At 54.5% G+C, this 23,297-nt stretch carries 20 protein-coding genes and 1 other annotated feature (1 of these 21 cut by a window edge); of the genes, 15 read left to right on the forward strand and 5 right to left on the reverse strand.

Annotated elements, in window-relative coordinates; translation table 11 throughout:
• Nucleotides 1-195: 195 nt before the first annotated feature.
• The 3 genes from gltB (at nucleotide 196) to R70723_RS04610 (ending at nucleotide 7,323) form a co-directional block, all read left to right on the forward strand.
• The gene (gltB, locus tag R70723_RS04600; protein WP_039878247.1) at nucleotides 196-4,791 is read left to right on the forward strand and encodes a glutamate synthase large subunit; all 4,596 of its coding nucleotides are present in this window, start codon (nucleotides 196-198) and stop codon (nucleotides 4,789-4,791) included.
• A gap of 821 nt (nucleotides 4,792-5,612) precedes the next feature.
• A complete protein-coding gene (locus R70723_RS04605; protein WP_039870156.1) occupies nucleotides 5,613-6,542 on the forward strand; it encodes an ABC transporter ATP-binding protein in 930 nt (309 codons plus the stop codon).
• Entirely contained in the window at nucleotides 6,535-7,323 is a 789-nt protein-coding gene (locus R70723_RS04610) for an ABC transporter permease (RefSeq protein ID WP_039870157.1), read from the forward strand. Before R70723_RS04605 ends, R70723_RS04610 begins: the two co-directional genes overlap by 8 nt.
• A gap of 44 nt (nucleotides 7,324-7,367) precedes the next feature.
• Here the strand turns inward: R70723_RS04610 and R70723_RS04615 are convergent, their stop codons facing one another.
• Complete coding sequence (locus R70723_RS04615) at nucleotides 7,368-7,826, reverse strand: bactofilin family protein (RefSeq protein ID WP_039870159.1); 459 nt, start codon at nucleotides 7,824-7,826, stop codon at nucleotides 7,368-7,370.
• Nucleotides 7,827-7,849: 23 nt separating this feature from the next.
• Complete coding sequence (locus tag R70723_RS04620) at nucleotides 7,850-9,049, reverse strand: peptidoglycan DD-metalloendopeptidase family protein (RefSeq protein ID WP_039870161.1); 1,200 nt, start codon at nucleotides 9,047-9,049, stop codon at nucleotides 7,850-7,852.
• A gap of 249 nt (nucleotides 9,050-9,298) precedes the next feature.
• Between R70723_RS04620 and cls the strand changes: the two genes are divergently transcribed.
• Together cls and R70723_RS04630 are read left to right on the forward strand one after the other, a co-directional pair.
• Complete coding sequence (gene cls, locus R70723_RS04625; RefSeq protein WP_039870162.1) at nucleotides 9,299-10,732, forward strand: cardiolipin synthase; 1,434 nt, start codon at nucleotides 9,299-9,301, stop codon at nucleotides 10,730-10,732.
• Between the two features lie 230 nt (nucleotides 10,733-10,962).
• On the forward strand, nucleotides 10,963-11,814 hold the full coding sequence (locus R70723_RS04630) for a YitT family protein (protein WP_047171328.1): 852 nt from the start codon (nucleotides 10,963-10,965) through the stop codon (nucleotides 11,812-11,814).
• Between the two features lie 191 nt (nucleotides 11,815-12,005).
• On the opposite strand, the gene ligD is transcribed toward R70723_RS04630, so the two are convergent.
• From ligD to ku, 3 genes are read right to left on the reverse strand one after another with little or no spacing between them, the layout of a single operon-like run.
• Nucleotides 12,006-12,890, reverse strand: coding sequence for a non-homologous end-joining DNA ligase (ligD, locus tag R70723_RS04635; RefSeq protein WP_039870164.1), 885 nt, complete (start codon nucleotides 12,888-12,890; stop codon nucleotides 12,006-12,008).
• A 25-nt stretch (nucleotides 12,891-12,915) separates the two neighbouring features.
• Nucleotides 12,916-13,863: an ATP-dependent DNA ligase gene (locus tag R70723_RS04640; RefSeq protein WP_039870167.1), complete on the reverse strand. Its 948-nt coding sequence runs from the start codon at nucleotides 13,861-13,863 to the stop codon at nucleotides 12,916-12,918.
• Between the two features lie 33 nt (nucleotides 13,864-13,896).
• The gene (gene ku / locus R70723_RS04645) at nucleotides 13,897-14,868 is read right to left on the reverse strand and encodes a non-homologous end joining protein Ku (protein WP_039870169.1); all 972 of its coding nucleotides are present in this window, start codon (nucleotides 14,866-14,868) and stop codon (nucleotides 13,897-13,899) included.
• Nucleotides 14,869-15,053: 185 nt separating this feature from the next.
• Between ku and R70723_RS33260 the strand changes: the two genes are divergently transcribed.
• The 10 genes from R70723_RS33260 to tsaD all read left to right on the forward strand — a co-directional run bounded on the left by R70723_RS33260 (nucleotide 15,054) and on the right by tsaD (nucleotide 22,628).
• Nucleotides 15,054-15,227: a hypothetical protein gene (locus R70723_RS33260; protein ID WP_156123779.1), complete on the forward strand. Its 174-nt coding sequence runs from the start codon at nucleotides 15,054-15,056 to the stop codon at nucleotides 15,225-15,227.
• Between the two features lie 25 nt (nucleotides 15,228-15,252).
• Entirely contained in the window at nucleotides 15,253-15,438 is a 186-nt protein-coding gene (locus tag R70723_RS04650; protein WP_039870170.1) for an H-type small acid-soluble spore protein, read from the forward strand.
• 277 nt (nucleotides 15,439-15,715) lie between these two features.
• Nucleotides 15,716-16,288: an RNA polymerase sigma factor gene (locus R70723_RS04655; protein WP_231574901.1), complete on the forward strand. Its 573-nt coding sequence runs from the start codon at nucleotides 15,716-15,718 to the stop codon at nucleotides 16,286-16,288.
• Nucleotides 16,252-17,454: a hypothetical protein gene (locus tag R70723_RS04660; RefSeq protein ID WP_144027138.1), complete on the forward strand. Its 1,203-nt coding sequence runs from the start codon at nucleotides 16,252-16,254 to the stop codon at nucleotides 17,452-17,454. Before R70723_RS04655 ends, R70723_RS04660 begins: the two co-directional genes overlap by 37 nt.
• A gap of 119 nt (nucleotides 17,455-17,573) precedes the next feature.
• Nucleotides 17,574-18,392 (forward strand): hypothetical protein, encoded by an 819-nt coding sequence (locus R70723_RS04665; RefSeq protein ID WP_039870173.1) that lies wholly within the window; start codon nucleotides 17,574-17,576, stop codon nucleotides 18,390-18,392.
• Between the two features lie 248 nt (nucleotides 18,393-18,640).
• A complete protein-coding gene (locus R70723_RS04670) occupies nucleotides 18,641-19,636 on the forward strand; it encodes a DMT family transporter (RefSeq protein WP_039878249.1) in 996 nt (331 codons plus the stop codon).
• A gap of 103 nt (nucleotides 19,637-19,739) precedes the next feature.
• On the forward strand, nucleotides 19,740-20,231 hold the full coding sequence (tsaE, locus tag R70723_RS04675) for a tRNA (adenosine(37)-N6)-threonylcarbamoyltransferase complex ATPase subunit type 1 TsaE (protein ID WP_039870174.1): 492 nt from the start codon (nucleotides 19,740-19,742) through the stop codon (nucleotides 20,229-20,231).
• Nucleotides 20,228-21,061: a tRNA (adenosine(37)-N6)-threonylcarbamoyltransferase complex dimerization subunit type 1 TsaB gene (gene tsaB / locus R70723_RS04680; RefSeq protein WP_039870175.1), complete on the forward strand. Its 834-nt coding sequence runs from the start codon at nucleotides 20,228-20,230 to the stop codon at nucleotides 21,059-21,061. Before tsaE ends, tsaB begins: the two co-directional genes overlap by 4 nt.
• Nucleotides 21,058-21,582 carry a ribosomal protein S18-alanine N-acetyltransferase gene (gene rimI, locus R70723_RS04685; RefSeq protein WP_231574823.1) on the forward strand — a complete coding sequence of 175 codons (525 nt, stop codon included), beginning with the start codon at nucleotides 21,058-21,060 and terminating at the stop codon, nucleotides 21,580-21,582. Before tsaB ends, rimI begins: the two co-directional genes overlap by 4 nt.
• Complete coding sequence (tsaD, locus tag R70723_RS04690; protein WP_039870176.1) at nucleotides 21,579-22,628, forward strand: tRNA (adenosine(37)-N6)-threonylcarbamoyltransferase complex transferase subunit TsaD; 1,050 nt, start codon at nucleotides 21,579-21,581, stop codon at nucleotides 22,626-22,628. Before rimI ends, tsaD begins: the two co-directional genes overlap by 4 nt.
• A 424-nt stretch (nucleotides 22,629-23,052) precedes the next feature.
• Nucleotides 23,053-23,297 (forward strand) — a binding site (T-box leader) (it continues 53 nt past the right edge of the window).

Below are 23,297 nucleotides of genomic sequence, written 5' to 3' on the forward strand. Positions count from 1 at the left end.
TTTTTACACTTTCACTCAGTAAAGCTGTACCGTAAAAACAAATGTTAATCAAACTCATAAAAAACTTTAAATTGCACTCATGTAAGGTCGATGATAAACTTATATAACCAATCTGGCTTGAATAAATATTAAGAATTTCTATGTAACATTTTCCTGAGAAATAAGGTCTACTTTAGAATAGAAAGGTTGCGTATGATGAGACACACTGAACTGCCCAACAAACAAGGTCTTTATGATCCCCAGTTCGAAAAAGATGCATGCGGCATGGGCTTTGTCGCCCATATTAAAGGTAAGCCTTCCCATGATATCGTAAGCAACGCTTTGACCATGCTCTTTAATATGGAGCATCGCGGCGGACAGGGAAGCGAGCCGAACTCCGGTGACGGAGCAGGCATTATGCTGCAAATTCCGCACCGTTTCTTTGCCGGTGAAGCCAGCAAGCTTGGCTTTGAGCTGCCGGAACAGGGCCAATATGGCGTGGGTATGATCTTTTTGTCTCATAATGAGGAGATCCGCGCCCGCCATGAAGCTCTGTTAAGCGAGATTATTGCTGAAGAAGGCCAGGTAGTGCTGGGATACCGCGATGTTCCCACCTATGATGAAATGCTGGGCAAAACCGCTAAGGCTGCCAAGCCATATGTACGCCAGGTATTTATCGGCCGTTCGGAAGGCCTTGCTGATGAGCTTGCCTTTGAACGCAAGCTGTTTGTAATCCGCAAGCGTGCAGAGCTCGCAATCCGCTATGGCGGCGTTGAAGAGGCTGAATCCTTTTATATGCCAAGCATGTCCTGCCGTAAGATCGTATACAAAGGCATGCTGACAACCGAGCAGGTAGGCCAGTTCTACCTGGATCTGCAGAATGAAGAGCTGGAGTCGGCAATCGCCCTGGTTCACTCCCGTTTCAGCACCAATACGTTCCCGAGCTGGGAACGTGCCCACCCGTACCGCTTCATGATCCATAACGGTGAGATTAATACGCTGCGCGGTAACGTGAACTGGATGCATGCCCGCCAGTCCCTGTTCAAGAGCGAAGTATTCGGGGAATCGCTGGGTAAGATCAAGCCGATCGTGAACCCTGACGGTTCGGATACCGCGATGTTCGATAATACCTTTGAGTTCCTGTACCTCAGCGGACGCTCCCTGCCGCATGTGGCCATGATGATGGTTCCTGAGCCTTGGAGCAATCATGAGACCATGAGCGACGAGAAGAAGGCCTTCTATGAATACCACAGCACACTGATGGAGCCGTGGGACGGGCCGGCGGCGATGGGCTTTACTGACGGTGTGCAAATCGGCGCAATGCTTGACCGCAACGGTCTGCGTCCTGCGCGTTATTATGTAACCAAAGACGATATGATTATTTTGTCCTCTGAGGCGGGAGTGCTCGATATTCCGGCAGAGGATGTATTATACAAGGACCGGCTGAGACCAGGCCGTATGCTGCTGGTTGACACGAAGCAGGGACGGATTATCTCCGACGAGGAAGTCAAGGCTTCCATCGCTTCCGAGCAGCCTTACCGCCAGTGGCTCGAAGAGCATCTGATCGGCCTTGATCAGCTTCCGGAAGCGCCTGAGCTGCCGAATCCGAAGCATGACAATGTGCAGCAGCTGCAGCAGTCGTTCGGCTATACCTTCGAGGATCTGCGCAAGGTGCTGGAGCCAATGGCCTCCACTGGTGCCGAAGCTGTCGGCTCTATGGGCTATGATGCGCCGCTGGCCGTGCTCTCGGACCGTCCGCAGCGTCTCTACAACTACTTTAAACAAATGTTCGCGCAGGTAACCAACCCGCCGATCGATGCGATCCGTGAAGAGCTGGTTACTTCCACAGCGACTACAATCGGTCCTGAGCGCAACCTCTTGAAGCCTGAGCCTGAGAGCTGCCGCCAGATTTCCCTGGACTCGCCGATCCTCTCCAATGAGGATTTCGCGAAGATCCGCCACGTCCGCCGTGCAGGCTTCAAGTCGATGTCCATCCCGATCCTGTTCCCGGCTGAGCTTGGAGCGGAGGGCATGCGCATCGCGCTTGACCGCATGAACGAGGCGGCTGACCGCGTAATGGCCAAGGGGCATAATATTCTTATTCTGTCTGACCGCGGTGTAGACCGTGAGAATGCAGCCATTCCGGCGCTGCTGGCTGTATCCAGCCTGCATCACCACCTGATCCGCTCCGGATCACGGACCAAGGTCAGCATCCTGCTGGAATCCGGCGAACCGCGTGAGGTACACCATTACGCGCTGCTGCTCGGCTACGGCGTAAGTGCAGTCAATCCGTATCTGGCGTTTGAAAGCCTGGACGACATGATCGGCCAGGGTCTGCTGCGCGGCATCTCGCATGAGAAGGCTGTGAAGAATTACATTAAGGCTGCGACGAAGAGCGTAGTTAAAATATTGTCCAAGATGGGTATCTCCACAATCCAATCGTACCGCGGAGCACAGATCTTTGAAGCGGTCGGCCTGAGCACAGAGTTTGTGGACCGTTACTTCACCTGGACACCTTCCCGCATCGGCGGTATCGGCCTGGAAGAAGTGGCGGCTGAAGCACTGTCTCACCACAACCGTGCCTTCACCGAGAAGGACGGCAACGACAAGGTGCTGGATTCCGGCGGCGACTATCAATGGCGCAGTGACGGGGAGGACCACCTGTTCAACCCGCAGACGATCCACATGCTGCAGCATTCCGTACGCAGCGGTGACTACGCACTGTACAAGAAATATGCGGCACTTGTTCAGGGTGAGACCAAGAAGCATCAGACCATCCGCTCCATGCTGGAATTCAAATCCGTGAACCAGCCGGTTCCATTGGATGAAGTGGAGCCGGCGGAATCAATTATGAAACGCTTTAAGACCGGAGCCATGTCGTTCGGCTCCATCAGTAAGGAAGCCCATGAGACACTGGCTATTGCAATGAACCGTATCGGCGGCAAGAGCAACACCGGTGAGGGCGGGGAAGATCCGGCCCGCTTCATTCCTGACGCTAACGGCGATTCCCGCCGCAGTGCGATCAAGCAGGTGGCATCGGGACGCTTCGGGGTAACCTCGAATTATCTGGTGAACGCCGATGAGATCCAGATTAAGATGGCACAGGGAGCAAAGCCGGGTGAAGGCGGACAGCTTCCGGGCCGTAAGGTGTATCCTTGGGTAGCGGAAGTACGCGGCTCCACAGCAGGTGTAGGTCTGATCTCACCGCCGCCGCATCATGATATCTATTCCATCGAGGATCTGGCAGAGCTGATCTATGATTTGAAGAACGCTAATCCGCGGGCCAGCATCAACGTGAAGCTGGTGTCCGAGGTTGGTGTCGGAACGATTGCCGCAGGCGTAGCCAAAGGCCGTGCCGATATTATCCTGATCAGCGGTTATGACGGCGGTACCGGGGCTTCCCCGATGAACTCCATCCGCCATGCCGGTCTGCCGTGGGAGCTCGGGCTTGCCGAGACGCACCAGACGCTTATGCTGAACAATCTGCGTGACCGTGTTGTACTGGAAACAGACGGTAAGATGCTCAGCGGACGCGACCTTGCGGTAGCGGTGCTGCTGGGAGCGGAGGAATATGGATTCGCGACCGCGCCGCTCGTAGCGGTCGGCTGTATCATGATGCGCGTCTGCCAGATGGATACCTGTCCGGTCGGCGTTGCCACCCAGAACCCGGATCTGCGCAAGAACTTTACCGGTGATCCGCAGCATGTCGTTAACTTTATGACCTTCGTAGCACAGGATCTGCGCGAAATTATGGCAGAGCTTGGCTTCCGCACCATCGAAGAGATGGTCGGACGTACGGATTGCCTGGATGCGGTTCATGCTTCTGACCATTGGAAGAAGAAAGGCGTTGACCTGAGCAGCCTGCTGCACACTCCGGAGCTTCCGGAGGGAAGCACACGCTTCCGCAGCAAGTTCCAGAATCATGGCCTGGAAGAAACGATTGACGTATCGAAGCTGCTCGATCTGGCTGCTCCGGCGCTGGAATCCGGCCAGGCGGTAGAGGTATCCCTGCCGATTACTAACGTCAACCGTGCAGTGGGTACAATCCTGGGCAGTGAGCTTACCCGTAAGTACGGTGCTGCCGGACTGCCGGATGATACAATCCGCCTGAACTTCACCGGCTCTGCCGGACAGAGTCTTGGTGCTTTCGTTCCTAAGGGGATTACGATTACGGTCGAAGGCGACTCCAATGACTATGTAGGTAAAGGTCTATCCGGAGGCAAGCTGATCATCAAGCCGTCTCCTAAAGCTACCTTTGCTGCCGAAGACAACATCATTATCGGAAATACGGCGCTCTACGGTGCAACCGGCGGTGAAGCGTATATCAACGGGATTGCCGGTGAACGCTTCGCTGTCCGCAACTCCGGCGCGAACGTAGTGGTTGAAGGCGTGGGCGACCACGGCTGTGAATATATGACAGGCGGCCGCGTAGCCGTTCTGGGTGCAACCGGCCGCAACTTCGCGGCAGGGATGTCCGGCGGTATCGCCTATGTCTATGATCCGGAGAACAGCTTCATTAAACGCTGCAACCTGGAGATGGTTCTGCTGGAGCGTGTTGAGGAGGCTGACGAAGCAGCCGAGCTGCACAAGCTGATCTCCCGCCATGCTGAGCTTACCGGCAGTGCTGCGGCAGACCGGATTCTCGGCAGCTGGGAAGCTTCCCTCCCGAAGTTCGTCCGCGTCATTCCGAAGGATTACAAGCGGATGCTGGAGCAGATCCGCAAGGTTGAGCAGACCGGCCTGACCGGCGAGGCTGCCCTGATGGCTGCTTTTGAAGCCAATATGCGTGAGCTTGCGCGTGTTGGAGGCTAAGCATAACCTGCTGTGCTAAGCAGCTTGGTGTAACAAAGAGTAAAGAGCTGTATCCTTCCGCATTGGGGAGGATGCAGCTTTTTTTGCGTGCACCAGTATAGAGAAACAGCTAGCCCTGGTAAATAAAAAGCTTGATGCGAGCCTGGAGGGAGCAGCCCCTTTTAAGGGGTTATGCTTTGAGTTGAGACGGCTTCTAAAGGCAGCTAGCCGGGTACTGTCCAGAATAAAGTTTGACAATCGAGGCCCGTCCTTATCCCTAGCGTTACAAAATAGTTAGTAATGTTTATCTAAATTTCAAACGGCTTCGCCTTTCTAGCCAAAAGTGTGGGAGCGGACGAAGTAACGGTAAAAATCCCATTAAATGTTCCCAAAGTAGGCAGGGAGAGCGGAAGTAACGGTAAAAACCCCGTTAAATGTTCCCAAAGTAGGCAGAGAGGGCCGAAGTAACGGTAAAAATCCCGTTGTTTTGACTAACTAATGCTCCGATTAAAGGTTTAGGGAGAGCGGCAACTAGACCAGAGCTTGCTCAGCCCGCTTAAATCATCTTTAAGTTGGTCATCCCTTCCTTTTCCCCCTGTTTTCAGGAAAAAGACAGGATGTGGTAATATGAAAAATATATAAAATGAAATGCTTATATAGATTGGGCTGGAAATTTGATGTTAAGGGAAAAGCTCACTACGGAGTCATAAGCTGTCTGCGGATTTCAACCGCGGGGCCGGTAGTCCAAATATTCTCTGGAGTCACGGCTAATCCTAAACAGAATATTTCTTGGTTCAATTTAAAATCAGGTCATTTTATAACAAAAGAAAGGAAGTGAAGGTATGCCAGTCACAGCAGAATCAGCAAATAAGCCTGTTGCCAGCCTGATGGGGGTAAGCAAAAAAATAGGCTCCAAAACGCTGGTCAGCGATCTGACGCTCGACATTCCGCCCGGGCAGATTTTTGGATTCCTCGGCCCTAACGGTGCCGGTAAAACAACTACGATCCGCATGATGGTCGGCCTGATCTCCATCAGCCAGGGGGATATCCTGATCTGCGGACGCAGTATTAAGGATCATTTCGAGGAGGCTGTCGCGAATATCGGCGCAATTGTAGAGAATCCGGAAATGTACAAGTTCCTCAGCGGCTATCAGAATCTACGGCAGTATGCCCGGATGGTCCCCGGCGTTACGAAGCAGCGGATTGATGAGGTGGTGGAGCTGGTCGGACTTGGCCAGAGAATTAACGATAAAGTAAAAACCTACTCGCTGGGCATGCGCCAGCGGCTGGGTGTAGCCCAGGCCCTGCTGCACCGGCCGAAGCTGCTGATCCTGGACGAGCCTACGAACGGTCTTGATCCGCAGGGTATCCGTGAGCTGCGTGATTATCTGCGGCGGTTATGCCAGACGGAAGGAACAACCGTCTTTGTCTCCAGTCATCTGCTCTCTGAAATGGAGCTGATGTGCGACAGTGTGGCGATCATCCAGAACGGCCGGCTGATTGATGTCAAGCAGCTCAAGGCTGTGGGAGATGCTGTGCTGCCGGTCACGGAAACGCTGTTTGAGGTTAATGACCCTGAAGGGGCGCTGGCCCTGCTTGGACAAGGTGTGTTAAAAAATGGGGGAATCTCGCTTATAGCCGGGCGTGAGGAGATTGCTGAGCTGAATGCCGCGCTTGTGGCAGCAGGCTTCAAGATATACAGCATCAGAGCGCTGTCACGGTCGCTCGAGGATCAATTCCTGGAAATTACCGGAGGTGAAGGCATTGGGTGAGTTTGCAGCTCTCATACATAATGAGAACATCAAGATCTACAGCCGTGTGCGTACGTGGATTATGCTGTTTATTCTGGCATTAATGAGCGCGCTGTTTCCGGCTCTGATCTATTATACAAGCACAGGTGATCCGTCCGGTACGGGAGTATGGGATAACTTTCAGATGACGGTAAGCATCTCCTTTTTTCTGAACACAATATTTGCGGTTGTAGTCGCTTCGGATACAGTCGCCAGCGAGTTTTCCTGGGGTACCATTAAGCTGCTGCTGATCCGCCCATGGAGCCGTTCCAAAATTCTGCTCTCGAAATATATCTCTGTGGTGCTGTTCAGCCTGTTGAGTACAGCTGTCCTGATTGCATTTGGTTACGGCTCTTCGCTGATTTTCTCCAGATCCGATTCTTCCAGCTTGATGAATCTGATGTCCTGGAGCCCGGCGGAATATTCATTTATGGATGTATTCTGCCGTTATATCGAGCTGTTCCTGACAACGGCGCTGGCGTTTATGGTCTCCAGTGTCTTTCGGGCCAGCGGCCTGGCGATCGGCCTGTCGTTGTTTATCATGTTTACCAAGAATATATTTGCTACTCTCTTTAGTCCCGAACGCTTCGAATGGGCCAATTATCTGATTTTCACGCATATGGATCTGCGGGGCTATTTGATTAGTGATACCGGACCCGGCGGGGTCAGCCTCGGCTTTTCGGTAGCGGTGCTCGCTGCTTACTATGTGCTGTTTCTGGCAGTTTCCTGGTTCGTCTTTAAGAAGCGGGATGTTGCCGCGTAAAAAGAATACCTTATACAAAAAAAGGCTAAGCGGACAGTGCCCGCTTAGCCTGCTTCACGTTTCGCCTGCTGTTTGGCGGCGCGCTTAGCTGCTTTATCCGCACTGCTGGCATTCCCGGCTCCGGTACGGCTTTCAGAAGAGGGAGGAGCAGCCGGCTCAGCGGTGGCTATAGAGCCGTTCAGCACACTGCCTTCCATAATGCTCAGCGTGCCAGCCATAATATTGCCGTGCAGCTGTCCGGTTTCGGTCATAGTGAGCCGCTGGTCGGCAGTGACATCACCGTATACCTTTCCCGCAATAATAATCGCCTTCGCTTTAATAGAGGAACGTACAGTGCCCTGTTCGCCGACGGTTACGGTCCCCTGGCACTGGATTTCCCCGCTGAAGTTCCCTTCAATCCGCAGATTGGTATCACACTGCACCTTGCCCTCCAGATTGCCGCCGTGGCCGATCAGCGAATCCGTAGACCTGAACGGTGCAACCTGCTTGCGTCTGCCCCACATATTATTCCCTCCCGGAAATTGAATTAAGGTTTTACATAACTCAGAGGATTAACGGCCTTATTCTGCTTGATGACCTGAAAATGAAGATGAGGGCCGGTGCTGCGCCCGGTGTTGCCGAGTGTCCCGATTTGCTGGCCCTTGCTGATCCGCTCACCCTCGGAGACGGACATACTGTTCAGGTGCATATACCAGGTATCCAGCCCGTTGGCATGCTTGATAATAATGTATTTGCCTCTTGCCCCCATCTGGTCGGAGGCTGTAACCTCGCCGTCCATCGCCGCATAGATCGGGTCCCCGATGCTGCCGGCAATATCAATCCCGGAGTGATAGGCAGAGACGCCTTTAAACGGGTCAGAGCGGTAGCCGAAGCTTGAGGTGATGACTTTGGAGCGGGTAGGCCAGATGACTGCCGGTGCCAGCCTGGCTTTTTCGGCTAGCGCCTGCTTGGCCTGGAGCTGGGCTTCTGCGCTCTGCACCTCCTTCGCCTCAGTAATGGTGGCGGACAGGCTGGCAAGCAGCTCATCGAGCAGGCTGCGGATCTCCTCGTAATCATCCCGCGCCTCCTGCACCAGCCCCAGGGGGTCATCCTGATAAACGGCGATATATTCTCCGCCGACCTGGGGAGTTACAGTGCTCCTGATTGCGGAAGTGACGGCCCCGAGGCGGAAGCTTACAGCGGGGAGGGAAGTGACAGCGGAGCTGGAATGTACTCCTCCTGCTGCAGCGGCTCTGGTGTTAACGGCAGCTGCCGCGGTATAGGCGGCAAGGCGGTTTCCTGACTCTGCAGCCGGAATGCTTCCTGAGGTGGAGGCAGAATCTCTGTCTGCATCCGTGTCTGCCTCGCTATCTTCCTCGGTTTCAATCAGTGACTGCAGCTGTGCCTCAAGCTCGCTGACACTCTTGAGCTTGTCTTTAATGGTCTCGGCTTCCTCAAACAATTCTGTAACCTGGCTGCGGAGCTGCTGCAGCGTATGGTCCTTGTCGGCCACCTTTACCTCCATGCGGAGATTGGCGAGTGACAAGGCAGCGGCCTCGGCCTCGAGCTCCGCAATGGAGCGTGAGGCATGAAAATGCATCGAGGTGACCAGACTGGAAATGGACAGGGCGGCGGCAGCCGGCAGGACCAGGGCAAGCGGCTTGGACAGCTGGAGCTGTCTGACCGGACGTCCGGCTTCACGGACAACAAGCAGGGTAATCCGGTTATCCTTATGCTGGGTTTTCATAGCTTCTCCTTCCTGCGGCTGGACGCCGCCTTGTAAGGCTGTGGAATTAGCGCTCCGGCAATAATCAGCAGGGCTCATCCGATTTGTCCTATTACTCTATGTATTCCGGCTGCTGGATGAACATGACAACGGTTTGCTTGAATAAAGTGGGAGAGTTACGGCAAAACCTGTACTAGATAAGGCATGTCCGGATAGGAAAACAGCATGTCAGCAGAACTTGTATGCCGGGATTCCGGGGGAGGTGACGGATTGAAAATCATAGCGGTTTTACTGGGCCTTTTTGTGCTGCAGACTGCGGTTATTCTGCTGCTTGAATACCGCCGCCCGCAGAGGGCGCTGGCCTGGCTGTTCCTCAGCTTCTGCTGTCCTCCGGCAGGTCTTGCACTCTATTATTTCCTAGGGCGGGATTACTGGCAGAGCCGCAGAGTAAGCAGGCGCTGTACCCCTGCTAAGCGACAGGAAATCCGTACCCATGTCAGCGGCAAAATAAAAATGGTCAAAAAACCTGAAGACTGCGGCAATCCCGCCTTTACCGGCCGGGAGCAGCTGCTCCGCCTGCTCTCCGGGCTGTCGGGCATGAAGATTACAGGCCGGAATCACTGCCGGGTGCTGCTGAATGCAGGCGTTGCCTATGCTGCCATGCTGGAGGCGATGGAGGCTGCACGTGAGCATATTCACCTGGAATTTTATATTTTCCGGGATGATGAGATTGGAGAGCAGTTCCAGGATACGCTGATCCGCAAAGCGCGGCAGGGGGTGAAGGTCCGGCTTTTGTGCGACGGTCTGGGCAGTCATGGACTCAGCAGGCGGTTTATCCGGACGCTGAAAAATGCGGGGGTGGAGATGCATTTCTTTTTGCCTCCGCTGATCTCGCTGCTGGAACGCCGGTTCAATTACCGGAATCACCGCAAAATTGTGGTGGTCGACGGTCTGGTCGGTTTTACAGGCGGGATGAATGTGGGGGACGATTACTTAGGCAAAGATCCCAAAATGGGCTACTGGCGTGACACTCATCTGCAGCTGGAGGGGGATACGGTATATGATCTGCAGGATGTATTCCTGAAGGACTGGAAGCTGGCGGCAGGAGAGCTGCTGAGCCACCCGCGTTTTTTTCCGGAGCATCACTGTAAGGGGGAGGAAGCAGCGCTGATTGTTGCGAGCGGACCAGACGGGGCTATAGACGCGTCACAGGGGATGTTTTTTGGTGCGCTTTGCGCAGCCAGGAGGCGGATCTGGATTACCTCGCCTTATTTTATACCTGATCCTGCGATTTGCCGGGCGCTGAAGAATGCGGTGCTGGGCGGAGTGGATGTGCGGATTATCATTCCGGGCAAACCGGACAATAAGCTCGTCTATGCGGCGTCTCTGTCCTATCTGGAGAATCTGCAGGATGCCGGAGTGAAGTTCTACCGCTATACTGCTGGCTTCATGCATGCCAAGGTAATGATCATCGATGATCTGCTCGCGGCGGCAGGCAGTGCTAACCTGGACATGCGCAGCTTCTATTCCAATTTTGAGCTGACGGCGGTGCTGCTTGCTCCTGATACGGTTGCCGGGCTGGCGGAGGCCTTCGAAAAGGATCTGAAGCACAGCGAGTTTATTGATCCCGATAAGTTCATGAGGCGCGGAAGGAATGTCAAGTTGATTCAAGGTCTTTGTCAGCTGTTATCTCCGCTATTATGACCAAAAATAGGACTAAACCTTAACTTTTCTAAGGCGCGAATATGTTCCATACCTTATTTGACCGCCTTTTATGATATAATGTAAGTACGAGAAGAAGCATAAGAAAGTGTACCTTGAACCTTATACTTTCCGTTATTCTTTGGATACTTATTTATAGGGGGAGTTCTATGAATGTAAGCCAGCAAATCTTTACGAGTGAGGATGAGAAAAAGCCTCTGAAAGCCGGTTCTATGAAGGCGGCCAGGCTGCGGCTGGCCCATCGGATTATCATGATGGTGCTCGGCGCGGGAATGATGTCCGTTGCGCTGGAAATTTTTCTCGTTCCCAATGAGTTGATTGACGGCGGAATAACAGGTATTTCCATTATGCTATCCCATATTTTTCATATTCCTCTCGGCATTTTGCTGACCCTGCTCAACCTTCCGTTTCTGATTATCGGTTACAAGCAGATCGGCAAAACCTTTGCCTTGTCCACATTGTTTGCGGTAGTTGTAATGTCCATCGGCACACAATTATTGCATCCGGTAAATCCGATAACCGTTGAACCGCTGCTGGCAGCAGTGTTCGGCGGCGTTATTCTCGGCGTCGGTGTGGGACTCGTAGTCAGATACGGGGGCTCGCTGGACGGCACTGAAATCGTGGCTATCCTGGTCGCCAAGAAGCTGCCGTTTTCGGTAGGTGAAGTGGTGATGTTCTTCAACTTCTTTATTCTGTCCGGGGCGGGCTTTGTCTTCGGCTGGAATAACGCCATGTTTTCTTTAATTGCGTATTACATTGCTTTCAAAATGATCGATATTACACTCGAGGGCCTGGACCAGTCCAAATCGGTCTGGATCATCAGCGACAAATTCCGTGATATCGGTGAAGCGCTGACAGAACGTCTGGGACGCGGAGTTACTTATCTCGATGGTGAAGGCGGCTTTTCCGGGGAAAACAAAAAAGTGATCTTCGTGGTCATTACACGTTTGGAAGAAGCGAAGCTTAAATCCATTGTTGAAGACTGGGATTCCGACGCCTTTATTGCGATCGGCAATATCCACGATGTTAAAGGCGGCCGCTTTAAAAAGAAATCAATCCACTAGCGTCATCCGGGGGAACGGATACGCGGTCTGAAGGAAGGTATATTTACGAAAGTCAGAGTAACCAATCCGGTGCCTGCAGCAAGCTGCACCGAATTCTCATATATAATACCTTCCGTCCAAAAGCTGGACGCCTGATAAGCCCGCAGCCTGATATAGGCAATTGCGGGCTTATGGCTGTCTCCGGGACCAGGTCAGGGGAGCTTCGCGGCAATTTCGCCTACAGGCTGCGGGGGAACCTTTGCGATAAGATCACCAGTGCGGGCCAGCCGTTCTTCAATATTCAGCAGATGAAAATCCAGCGGTGAAACGTTGCGGGCAACCTCTTCCCATAGCAGCGGCGTGGATACGGTTGCCCCCGGCCTTGCGCGCGGGGTATAAGGGGCGGCCAGTGTTTTTCCGCCGTAATGCTGGAGGTAATCGAAATAGATCCTGTCGCCCCGGTTTTTCTTCAACCGCTCCAGCGTGAACAGGTCAGGGCGCTTCTCGGTCACATAACGTCCGATGAAATGCCCTGTCTTCCGCAGCTCCTCAAAGGTAATTCCCTGGCGCACGGGGACAATAATCTGAACCCCTGTTGCCCCGGAGGTTTTGGGAACAGAGGCCAGGCCCAGCGACTTGAGCACCTCGCCGACCAGGGCGGCTGCCTCCATTATCCGCGGCTCCACCTCAAGGGATGGATCAAGATCAATCATCCACTCACAGGGCAGATCGCTGCCTTCATAATGCAGGGAAGGATGAAACTCAAGTGCAGCCAGATTGCCCAGCCACAGCAGCTCCGGCAAGCCGTGCAGGACGATATACTCAATCCCGTCCTGCACGGCTGTCCTGATAAATGCCGGCCTGGGCTGAGGGGCATTCTTCTGGTAAAAGGACATTCCCGGCACGCCGTGCGGATAGCGGATGACGGTAAGCAGCCGGTTCCTGCAGTAGTGCAGGAGGTAAGGGGACAGGGCAGCCAGCTTCTGCAGATAAATCCGCTTGGTAATGCCCATCTCCGGCCAGAGCGGCTTATCGGGATTCGTAACGGTTATCTCCTGTCCGTCGATGACTATTGTGCCTTTCAGGGCTGCAGGCATTCGAAATCCTCCTTTCTAAGAACATTCAGCCGCGCTGCTCCAGCCGGCAGGCATCCGGCGGCAGATCCACCTGCGCCTGGATAACCGGCTGGCGCAGTGTGCCGGACGGGTTCCACTCCAGAAAATGCAGCTTGAACACCAGGGTGGGGCTAATCCACACCGCATCCTTGCTGCGCTCCGGCATGGCTGCAAAGGGCGATGACGGCAGGGCCAGGCTGTGCGCCTGCGCAGTGAGATTACGCCAGTCTGCTGCCGTCATTCTTCCAGCCCCGGCATGCCCGATGTAGTGAAGCCTGCCTTCATCGTCATACAGTCCGAGAAGCAGGGCATTCACGATGCCGTCCCGGAAGGTGACCCCTCCGGCTACAGCGGTCACATCCAGAATGTTCTTGCGCTTCAGCCATCGCGCATCCTTGCCGCCCGGAGCATAGGTGCTGCCTGTATCCTTGCAGATAATGCCCTCCAGCCCTCCACTGCAGGCAGCGGCGAACAGCTGTGCAGGATCTGAATAGCTCGGCACATTCTGCACATGGGGGTGGGGCAGCAGCACGTCCCGCAGGATCTGCTGGCGTACGGACAACGGCCGGTCCAGCAGCCATTCACCGTTGCAGTACAGAATATCGAATACCATATACAGCACCGGAACCTGCGGCTGTACCGCCCGGACAGCCGCTTCGCTTCTTACGCCGTCACGCCGCATCACCTCGTGAAAGGACGGCTTCCCCCCGCTCAGGGCAATAACCTCACCGTCAAGAATATAGCTGTCTGCGCGGCAGTAACGTCCCTCTGCCGTCAGCTCGGGATACTGCATTGTGCGCCGGTTGCCCCGGCGGTTTACAAGCTCTATGGGGCCTCCGTCATAATAAGAGAGCATCCGGACACCGTCCCATTTAATCTGCGCGATCCACTGGCTGCCGGCAGGAAGCTGTGCAGCAAGCATCGGCTCGAATGGCTTAACCGGCTTCAGATCCATTACACTGCCTCCTTGGTGGCTGAACAGGATAAGTTAAGATACGGTTTCTTTGCTTTTGGTGCTGCGGCGTTTGGCTTTTGGCGCAATGACCGGAATGGGTCCGGTAGCTTCGCTGATCACAGGAGTGCCGGGTACAGCTTCGGCACCGCTGGCCTTGACTGTTCTTTTTCGTGTGCCGGCAGCACTCTTGGACTTGCCGGCAGCGGCGGCGGGAGCAGTCCCGGGATCGCTCGGGATATGCTGGACCGCCTCGATACTGGCCTGCAGCGCGGCCATCAGGTCGATCACATTGCTCTCCTGCCGTGCCGGGGCGATGTGGAATTCCTCGCCGGAAATTTTGTGCGAGATCAGATCCAGCATCCGCTGGCGGTAGTCATCGGTATACTTGCCCGGCTCAAACGGGGTGGACAGCTGGGAGATCAGCAGCTTGGCCATTTCCAGCTCCTTGTCGCTGACAATTCCGGCTTCCGGGAGTCCCGGAACCTGCGTAACCGGGCGTACCTCATCCGGATAAAAAATCGTCTCAATCGCCAGACAGTTTTCCAGCACCCGGATGGCCGCCAGACTGCTTTTGGAACGGATGGAAATCTTGGCGATTCCGATTTTGCCCGTCTGGCGCATCGCCTCCATTAAGAGCCGGTAGGCGTTGCTGCCGGCCTGGTCCGGGGACAGGTAGTAGGTTTTTTGAAAATAAATCGGGTCAATCTCCGTCAGGTCCACAAAGTCCAGAATGGTAATGCTTTTGCTGCTCTCCTCGGTCAGCTGCTCCAGCTCCTCCTTGTCGAAGAGGACAAACTTGCCTTTTTCATATTCATAGCCCTTGCCGATTTCCTCCCAGTTCACTTCCTTTTCACAGACCGGACATTTGCGCACATAGGACAGCGGGCTTCCGCATTCCTTATGGATGTACCTGAGGGAAATGTCTTTATCCTCGGTTGCCGAGAACATTTTGACCGGGACATGCACAAGGCCGAAGCTGATGGCCCCTTTCCAAACGGTATGCATGGATATCGCCTCCTGAGTATAAGTGCTGTATGAACTGAACATAACGATGTAATTACCGCTTAGTATGCTGTGACGGCGCTGTTTCTACCCTGATGCATTTTTTGCGAGCCTTGGGAAAAAATAAAGCCGGGCCTATAAAAGCGGCTTCCGCGTGGCATGCATCATTTAGAAAAAGGAGGGATATCGTGGACGAGGAACGTAAGGAGTGGCTGGACGACCTGTCTGAGCAGGATATTCCCGCCGAGGTTGTGGACTGGTCCGGTATTGTTGGTGATCCGGATGAAGAGGATTCCGGTCCGGAGGCCGGATATCTCGATGCCGAAGATACAATCGGTGAGCCAGAGGCGGATGAAGTGTAACCAAACTTGAAGGAGACCTGAATTCATGGACATTCAACGGGCAAAGGATATATATGCATCCAAGGAGATGATCCCGGTTCACCTGGACGGGAAGTCGGTTTGGATTGAGCGTGTGGACGAGGAAAATGGAATGGCAACGGTACAGGTTGGCTCACGTCCAACCAACACCCATACAGTTGGAGTAGACCGGCTGGAGGAGCAGGAGAAATAGCATGTTGTGTTTAGATTGACCGATTCGTTTCGGCATGTAAGCCCGCAGAGCCTGAGAGTAGGCATCTGCGGGCCTTTTTGTTATTAACAGGGCAGGCTGCTGAAGTCATAATGAAGGTATGGATCAAAGTCTAATGCTGCATCGGTGTGGTGGTTCCCCGGAGAAGGGAAAGAAGGCGCCGTTTACTTTTTTTTATGCAAAATGTCCCTTTTGACCTCATTCGCTGCTTATAAGGAGTGTTAGGAATAAGAGAGGAGAGTTTCCGACTTTGGATGAGATGGAACACCTCGTTGTCCGGGTGCAGAACGGTGAAGTGGAGCCGTACGGGCAGATTGTTGAGACTTTTCAAAAGCCGATGTACCGTTACTGCAGCCGTCTGCTCAGCAATGCGGCTGAGGCTGAGGATGCAGTACAGGAGATTCTGGTTAAAGCCTATCAAAATATTGGCCAATACCGTCCGCTGGTCAGCTTCTCCTCATGGCTCTATAAAATCGCATATCATCATTGCCTGCATATCATCCGCCAGCGCCAGCGGCACAACCGGCTGTTAATGCTGTTGAGGCCGCAGAAATATGCTGAGAGCCCGGAGCAGGCTATGGACCGTCACCTGTTTGATGAACCGCTGGCTGTGGCGCTTTCCCGGCTGAAAGCGGAGGAACGCAATTTGCTGGTGCTGCGGATTTTTGAAGAGCAAAGCTTTGCGGAAATGGCCGCTATCCTGGGGAAAAATACGGATACGGTCAAAAAAAGATACCAGCGCACGATCATTAAGCTCACTAACATGCTGCAAGCTCATAGAGAGGGGGAGGAAAATTGGACGAGCGCATCTCTACTGAAGAAAAATGGATAAGACGCATGGGCTCCGGTGAAGATTTCAACAGCTTTGATGTCAAGTCTTCAGTTATGGAGCGGGTACGGGCCATTCATGACGAACAAATTTCTTCCGGGGACAGAGCGGCGGCTTCATTGAGAACATTGCCGTTAGGAACAGATACGCAGACGCTTGTTATGGTAAAACAGCAGACGCCGCCGCAGCTTCCTGCGGCGAAGCGGGGCAGAAGGCTGAAGGCTGGACTCTGTGCAGTCGCACTGCTTGGGCTGGCTGGCTTTGGCATTCTCCGCAATGTAACGGACCAGGGAATCCTGGGAAAGGAATTGCGTCCGGACTTTGCGGTTACCCGGCAGACGGATGGGCAGGTTCTGGCCTTGAAGGACAGCAGCGGCAGAGTGGTAGCACAGCTGAGGAGCTCCGTGTGGAAGGCCTACACGCCATCTTATACAGGATCTTCTTCAGCGCGGGAGCGATATAGTAAGCTGAGGGAACAATATGAACTTCAGGCGCAAGCGGCTTTAGAGCCGGGCGAGATGGCGGCTTACTATGTAAATGACAGTGAATTGATTTCATTGATGAAAGGGCTGGGTTATGGGGAGCCTCTTTTTTTCACGCATTCCTCTGTTCAATATAATAACTATGCGCAGTTTTCAGCAGCCCGGGAGCAAACGGGGAAATGGAGCCTTTCACTGCCTCCTGAGGCTATAGGCGGTTTCCGGTTTGCGGAAGGCCGGATGTCCGCGGAAACGCCCTCTGTGTTTGAGCCACAGTATCAGCAGGTACTGAAGGAACTTAAGGCTAAAGCTGAATCCTCTCCGGACGGGAATCCGCTCGCCATAACCTTATGGACCTTGAAGGATTTTGCAAGCGCCGAGCTGGTTTACCGGGAAGGCGGCGGCCAGATGCTTACTCTAAATGTGTTCTGGAATAACGCAGTAACGACCGGCCCTTCTCAAATCCCTATATACAGGGGCCAGACTGCCGAAATCTGGTCCTTCGCCGATCAGGAGCTGCTGTTCATTTCCGGGGCTGCCGGCGGTGAAGAGCTGAACGGGGTTTCAAAAAGCAGACTGTATTGGTATGACAGCGCCTATGGAGGGTTTGCTTCGATACCGGAACCGCCGGATCAGCGGCTGACCAGAGAACAATGGGAGATCATCGCCGCCGGCATTTTAAATCCATGAAATGACTTGTTCTAGTTGTTATAGGAAAATTTTTTCAGGCTTATTGTCCCTTTTGGAAGACGGGCGGCATTACAAGAGTGCTGCAGCAACAATAAATCAACCGAAGGGAAGGATTCATCATGATTCATACAAAGAAAGCGGCTGTTGCCGCAGTGTGCTTGTCCATGCTGCTCAGCGCGGTTGCCGGAACTGCCGGAGCAGCAGGAACGCTGCCTGACAAGCTGAAGAATAAAAGCAATGGCATTATGGTGACGGAAACGGCCAAGCCTGCTGAGTCATCCTCAATCGATGCTTTGCTGATTAAGGTATATGAGATTCCCTTGAAAGCGGGGGAAATGCGGGCCGTTTATGTAAATGATGCCAAAATCAACAAGCTGGATAGCCTGAATATCAGCTATATGCCGTTTAGCTATACCTCTGTGAGTAAAGCGGCACAGAAATTATCCGCTATGGGCGGTGGCGTATTAATGGCTCCGTCCTGGCTGCCGAAAGAGTATGCGTTGAAGGATGCGACTATCAGCCCTGATATTCCATTATTTTACCAGGATGAATACATGAAGCTCAGAGATGAATTTAAGCAAAAATCCACGGCAACCGGCCAAAAGGTCGTCTCTGAAATGCTGCCATGGAGCGGCGTTGAAACCTGGCTGACTTATACCCGTAAGGGAGAGGAGCTGAGCCTCCGCGCCGAGCCGGCCAGCGGGCTTCCGGCAGGCATTACACTGGCCTTACTGCCGGGGGACAAGGATGAGCAGGTGCAGGTTAACGGGCAGGAGATGATGCTCACCTCCTTTGGGCCGCATCACGGCAAGCTCAAATCGCAATTGCAGTGGAGCAGCGCGGACGGCAGTGTGGAATATACGTTGACCGATACCCGGAACACTGTGCAGAGCAAGGCGGAGCTGCTGGATATTGCCGGCAGCCTGACTCCCCAATAGGACCTGATTATTTTCTGGTGCAGAACCGTTTTTCAAGGCAGAGAGGAACCATAAATAGCAGCAGAGCAGCGCAATCCGGACTATGGATGATTGCTGCTCTGTTTTTTTGTCCAGAATGGCGTTTAAGCCGGTATTGAGCACAAATGGCTTAGAAGTCCGAGCTGCCGTACAGCTGACACAAGGGTTGACGCTGGCAGCAGCCTGACCCTATATTTGGGAGGTGAATTTGACGGAAAGAGATGATGAGCGTGCGTCCTATTATGCTTGGCGTCTGTTCGGCGCTGTTTTTTGCGGTAACCTTTGTTCTTAACCGGCGGATGGAGCTGGCTGGAGGAAGCTGGGCCTGGAGCGCCTCGCTGCGCTATTTATTCACGCTGCCGTTTCTGGTGGCGATTGTTGCGGGAAGAGGCAGGCTGAAGCCGCTGCTTACTGCGATGAAGGAGCGCCCCGGAGCCTGGCTGCTATGGGGGACGGTCGGCTTCGGGCTGTTCTACGCGCCGATCTGCTTCGCGGCTGCCTATGCGCCCGGCTGGCTGACCGCGGGGACCTGGCAGATCACCATTATTTCCGGTTCGCTGCTGGCCCCTCTCTTCGGGCAATGGATTGCGGGTCCCGGAGGTGCGCGCATCTATGAACGGGGCCGGATTCCGCTGCGCGGACTCGGCTTGTCACTGGTTATCCTTGCCGGTGTAGCGCTGCTCCAGGCTGAGCATGCCCGGGAGCTGGCTCTGTCACAGGTGCTGCTGGGCATAGTCCCGGTTCTGATCGCCTCCTTCGCCTATCCGCTCGGAAACCGCAAGACTATGGAGCTGTGCGGGGACCGGCTGGATGTGTTCCAGCGTATCCTCGGCATGACACTGGCCAGCCTGCCGTTCTGGCTTATTTTATCGCTTATCGGCCTGGCAGATACCGGACTGCCCTCCGGCTCTCAGACCCTACAGTCTGTCATAGTCGCGCTGTCCTCAGGTGTAATTGCCACCGTCCTGTTTTTCCGGGCTACGGACATGGTCCGCAGCAGCATGAGCGGATTGGCTGCGGTGGAAGCTACCCAGTCTCTGGAGGTGCTGTTCGCCCTGATTGGCGAGCTGCTGATTCTGTCTGCCCCGCTGCCTTCACTGCTGTCCTGGACCGGAATTGCCGTGATCATTGCCGGAATGGCGCTGCACAGCCTGTTTTCCGCACCTTCGCCTAAGCAAGTCGGCAGACAGCTGCAAACTTCCCGTGCAGTTAAGGGCCGGGAATGAGGGGATTGTTGCGGGACCAGGAGCATACCGATATAATTAAAAGTATTGTAATGCTATGTCGGTTCATGTCTTTGAAGGATACTATATAAGGTGGAGTTGCAGCTTGGACAATAATGCTGAAACGGTATTAACTTACCGTTCACACAGCCTTCGGGATACGGAGCTGCTTGCGGCTGCGATAGCCGGGGCGGCATCGGCAGGCATGGTGATCGGCCTGGACGGTGACCTCGGTGCCGGCAAGACGGCCTTTTCGCAGGCCTTTGCGCGCCATTTGGGTGTAGAGGGGATTGTGAACAGTCCTACCTTTACGATTATCAAAGAATACAACGGGCGCCTGCCGCTGTACCATATGGATGTGTACCGGATTTCTCCGCAGGAAGCGGACGAGCTGGGGCTTGATGAATATTTCTACGGGCAGGGAGTCTGCCTGGTGGAATGGAGCAGTATCATTACAGATTTGATGCCGCAGCAGCATCTGCACCTATACATGGAAACGGCCGGGCCGGAAGAACGCCTGATAACGGTGAAGGCAGCCGGTGAGCCGTATGGCGGGCTGTGCCGTGAGCTGATTGAGAAGTGGGGTAACGGACGATGAAGAACGATAATAACGGGCCGCGTAAGCGGCTTTTGGCGCTGGATACCTCGACGGCCATCCTCGGTGTGGCTGTTACGGAGGACGGCAGGGTGCTGCATGAGATCAATGCATCCGGGGAGCGGAATCATTCCGTGCATCTGCTGCCGATCATTGAACAGGCCATGCAGGCCAGCGGTACAGATGCCTCGATGCTGAAGGGGATTGCCGTCGGCGTCGGCCCGGGGTCCTACACCGGAACGCGCATTGCGGTATCCACGGCGAAGACACTGGCCTGGGCCTGGAAGGTACAGGTTACCGGCGTATCCAGCCTGCATGCAATTGCCTGGGGCGGGTATGCCGCCGCGCTGGAGAAGCGGGCGGAAGAGCCGGCTGCTGAGCCGGGACAAGCCGGCGTGTATGGCCCCGACTGGATTATCCCGCTGATTGATGCGCGCCGCGGACAAGCCTATACCGGGCTGTTTGCTGCGGATGGCGAGGCTGCTCCGCAGCGGCTTGAACCGGATGCAATCCGGCTTATGGCCGACTGGGTAACGCATCTTGCCGGGCGGCTGAAGCAGGCGGAGGCAGAGGGCAGCAAGCCGCGCATCCTGTGGTTCGTAGGTGAAACCGCCCAGCATGCAAGCCATGCAAGCATCGAGCCTTTGATTGGTCAGGCTGAAATACAGCCGTTGCCGTACGAGCTGGAAGGGCGCTGGGCAGGCTTTCTCGGTGAGACGGGACTGCTGGCAGGCGGTGATGAGGTTCACGGGTTAATCCCGAACTATACCCAGCTTTCTGAAGCGGAAGCCAATCTGCGCCGGAGCAGTGAAGGGAGCAGAGGCCAAGTATGACGGAGCCTATGATAGTGGGAGATCAGGGGAGCGAGCTTGTTTTTCGCCTGATGAAGCTTGAGGATATTCCGGAAATTCTCGTGATCGAGCGGGAAGCCTTCACCATGCCGTGGACTGAGGAAGCGTTCCGCAATGAGCTGACGCATAATCATTTTGCCAAGTATATGGTGATGGAGCTGCAGGGCCGCATTATCGGATATGCCGGGATGTGGGCTATTGTTGATGAGGCGCATGTGACGAATATAGCGCTCCTTGAGGCTTACCGGGGACGCAAATGGGGAGAGAGGCTGCTCGACGAGCTGATGAGAACGGCAGGCTTCCTGGGCATGAAATCAATAACACTTGAGGTCAGGGTCTCGAATGAGGTGGCCCAGAACCTGTACCGCAAAAAAGGCTTCCGTCCGGCGGGTACCCGCAAGGGCTACTATTCGGACAACCGTGAGGATGCGCTCATTATGTGGGCCGATCTGCCGGCTTACGGGGAGCAGGGAATGATGGAAGGAAGAGTGGATCTGAAATGAATACAGAAACGGGTGCAGCTGCGCCTGTACTTATATTGGCTATTGAGACGAGCTGTGATGAAACCTCGGTAGCTGTTGTCAAGGACGGCTGTGAGGTGCTGGCGAACATCATCTCCAGCCAGATCGAAACCCACCGCGCATTTGGCGGTGTAGTACCGGAGGTTGCCTCCCGCAAGCATGTGGAGGTCATCACTCTGGTGATTGAGGAGGCAATGACAGCAGCCGGTGTACAGCCGGAGGAGCTTACGGCCATTGCGGTAACGCAGGGCCCGGGGCTGGTCGGCGCGCTGCTGGTCGGTGTCGTGGCCGCCAAGAGCCTGGCGCTGGCCTGGGGCAAGCCGCTGATCGGTACCCATCATATCGCCGGGCATATTTATGCCAACCGGCTGGTTAAGGAGCTGCAGTATCCGTGTATGACGCTGGTTGTATCGGGCGGGCACACGGAGCTTGTAAATATGGAGCGTGAAGGGGAGTTCCGGATTATCGGGCGCACCCGGGATGATGCAGTGGGCGAAGCTTATGACAAGGTCGCACGGGCTTTGGGCTTCCCGTATCCGGGCGGCCCGCATGTTGACCGGCTGGCCCGTGAAGCTGAGGAGGCAGTAGCCCTGCCGCGGGTCTGGCTGGAGCCGGATTCGTATGATTTCAGCTTCAGCGGCCTGAAGTCGGCGGTGCTGAATGTAGTCAACCAGAGCAAGATGAAGGGCCTGACTCCGGATGTGGCCGGTATTGCCCGCGGCTTCCAGGAATCCGTCGTTGAAGTGCTGGTGGAGAAGGCTGTACGTGCTGTCAGAGCCAACCAGGCTAGGCAGCTGCTGCTCTGCGGCGGAGTTGCCGCCAACAAAGGGCTGCGGGAAGCACTGGTGTCCCGTTGTGAAAAGGAAGGCATCGAGCTGATTATTCCACCTGCGGTATACTGCACGGATAATGCGGCTATGATTGGGGCAGCAGCCTATGTGAAATGGCGGCATAACGGCAGTACGCCGCTGGATATGGTTGCGGATCCGGGCTTATCGCTGGAGAAGTGGTCTGTTTCTGCCTATTGACATCTTTTGAACGTTAAACGTATAATCAACCCAATCCAAATAATGAAACGCAATGAAGAGAAGCAGTAGGGTAATTCCGGGTTAAGAGAACTGCGGGTTGGTGCGACGCAGCCGAAGGAAACCTGAACTCGTCTTGGAGCGGAGCGGTGGAAGCGGGATATTCTTTCTAGAGGAATATTAACGGCATCTCAATGTGCCGGACCTTTCGTACACCGTTACGGGTAACCTCCGTGAGAGGGTGGTCAGACAAGTGCTGGGTAATGCTTAAGGTATCCTGATGAGCTTGCTGACTGTTGAGTGGATATTCTGCAGGCTGTGTATGATGGCTAAGCCGGAATATCAACAAGAGTGGTACCGCGAAGGTGAACAGCCTGTCGTCTCTTGAATGAGACGGCAGGCTTTTTTGTATGCTTTTATATAAAGATTACACGCGATGAACGGGAGCAGTAGATGTTGAAGGTGTGCAGAGAGCTGCGGGTTGGTGCAACGCAGTCACCCAAGAAGCATTGAATCTCGCCCGGGAGCGGAGCGGCGGAAATAAGGAAGTACGCCGCAACGGCAGTCCCCGTTACCGGACACCTGTACTTGCCGGGCTATGCCTGCGCTGGACCTCGGTTAAGTATAGGGTGAGCTGGACGCAGCTTACGGCTGCCCGAGAATCAGGGGGCC

This window comes from Paenibacillus sp. FSL R7-0273 (assembly GCF_000758625.1).
In the GTDB taxonomy this organism is placed as follows: Bacteria; Bacillota; Bacilli; order Paenibacillales; family Paenibacillaceae; genus Paenibacillus_AQ.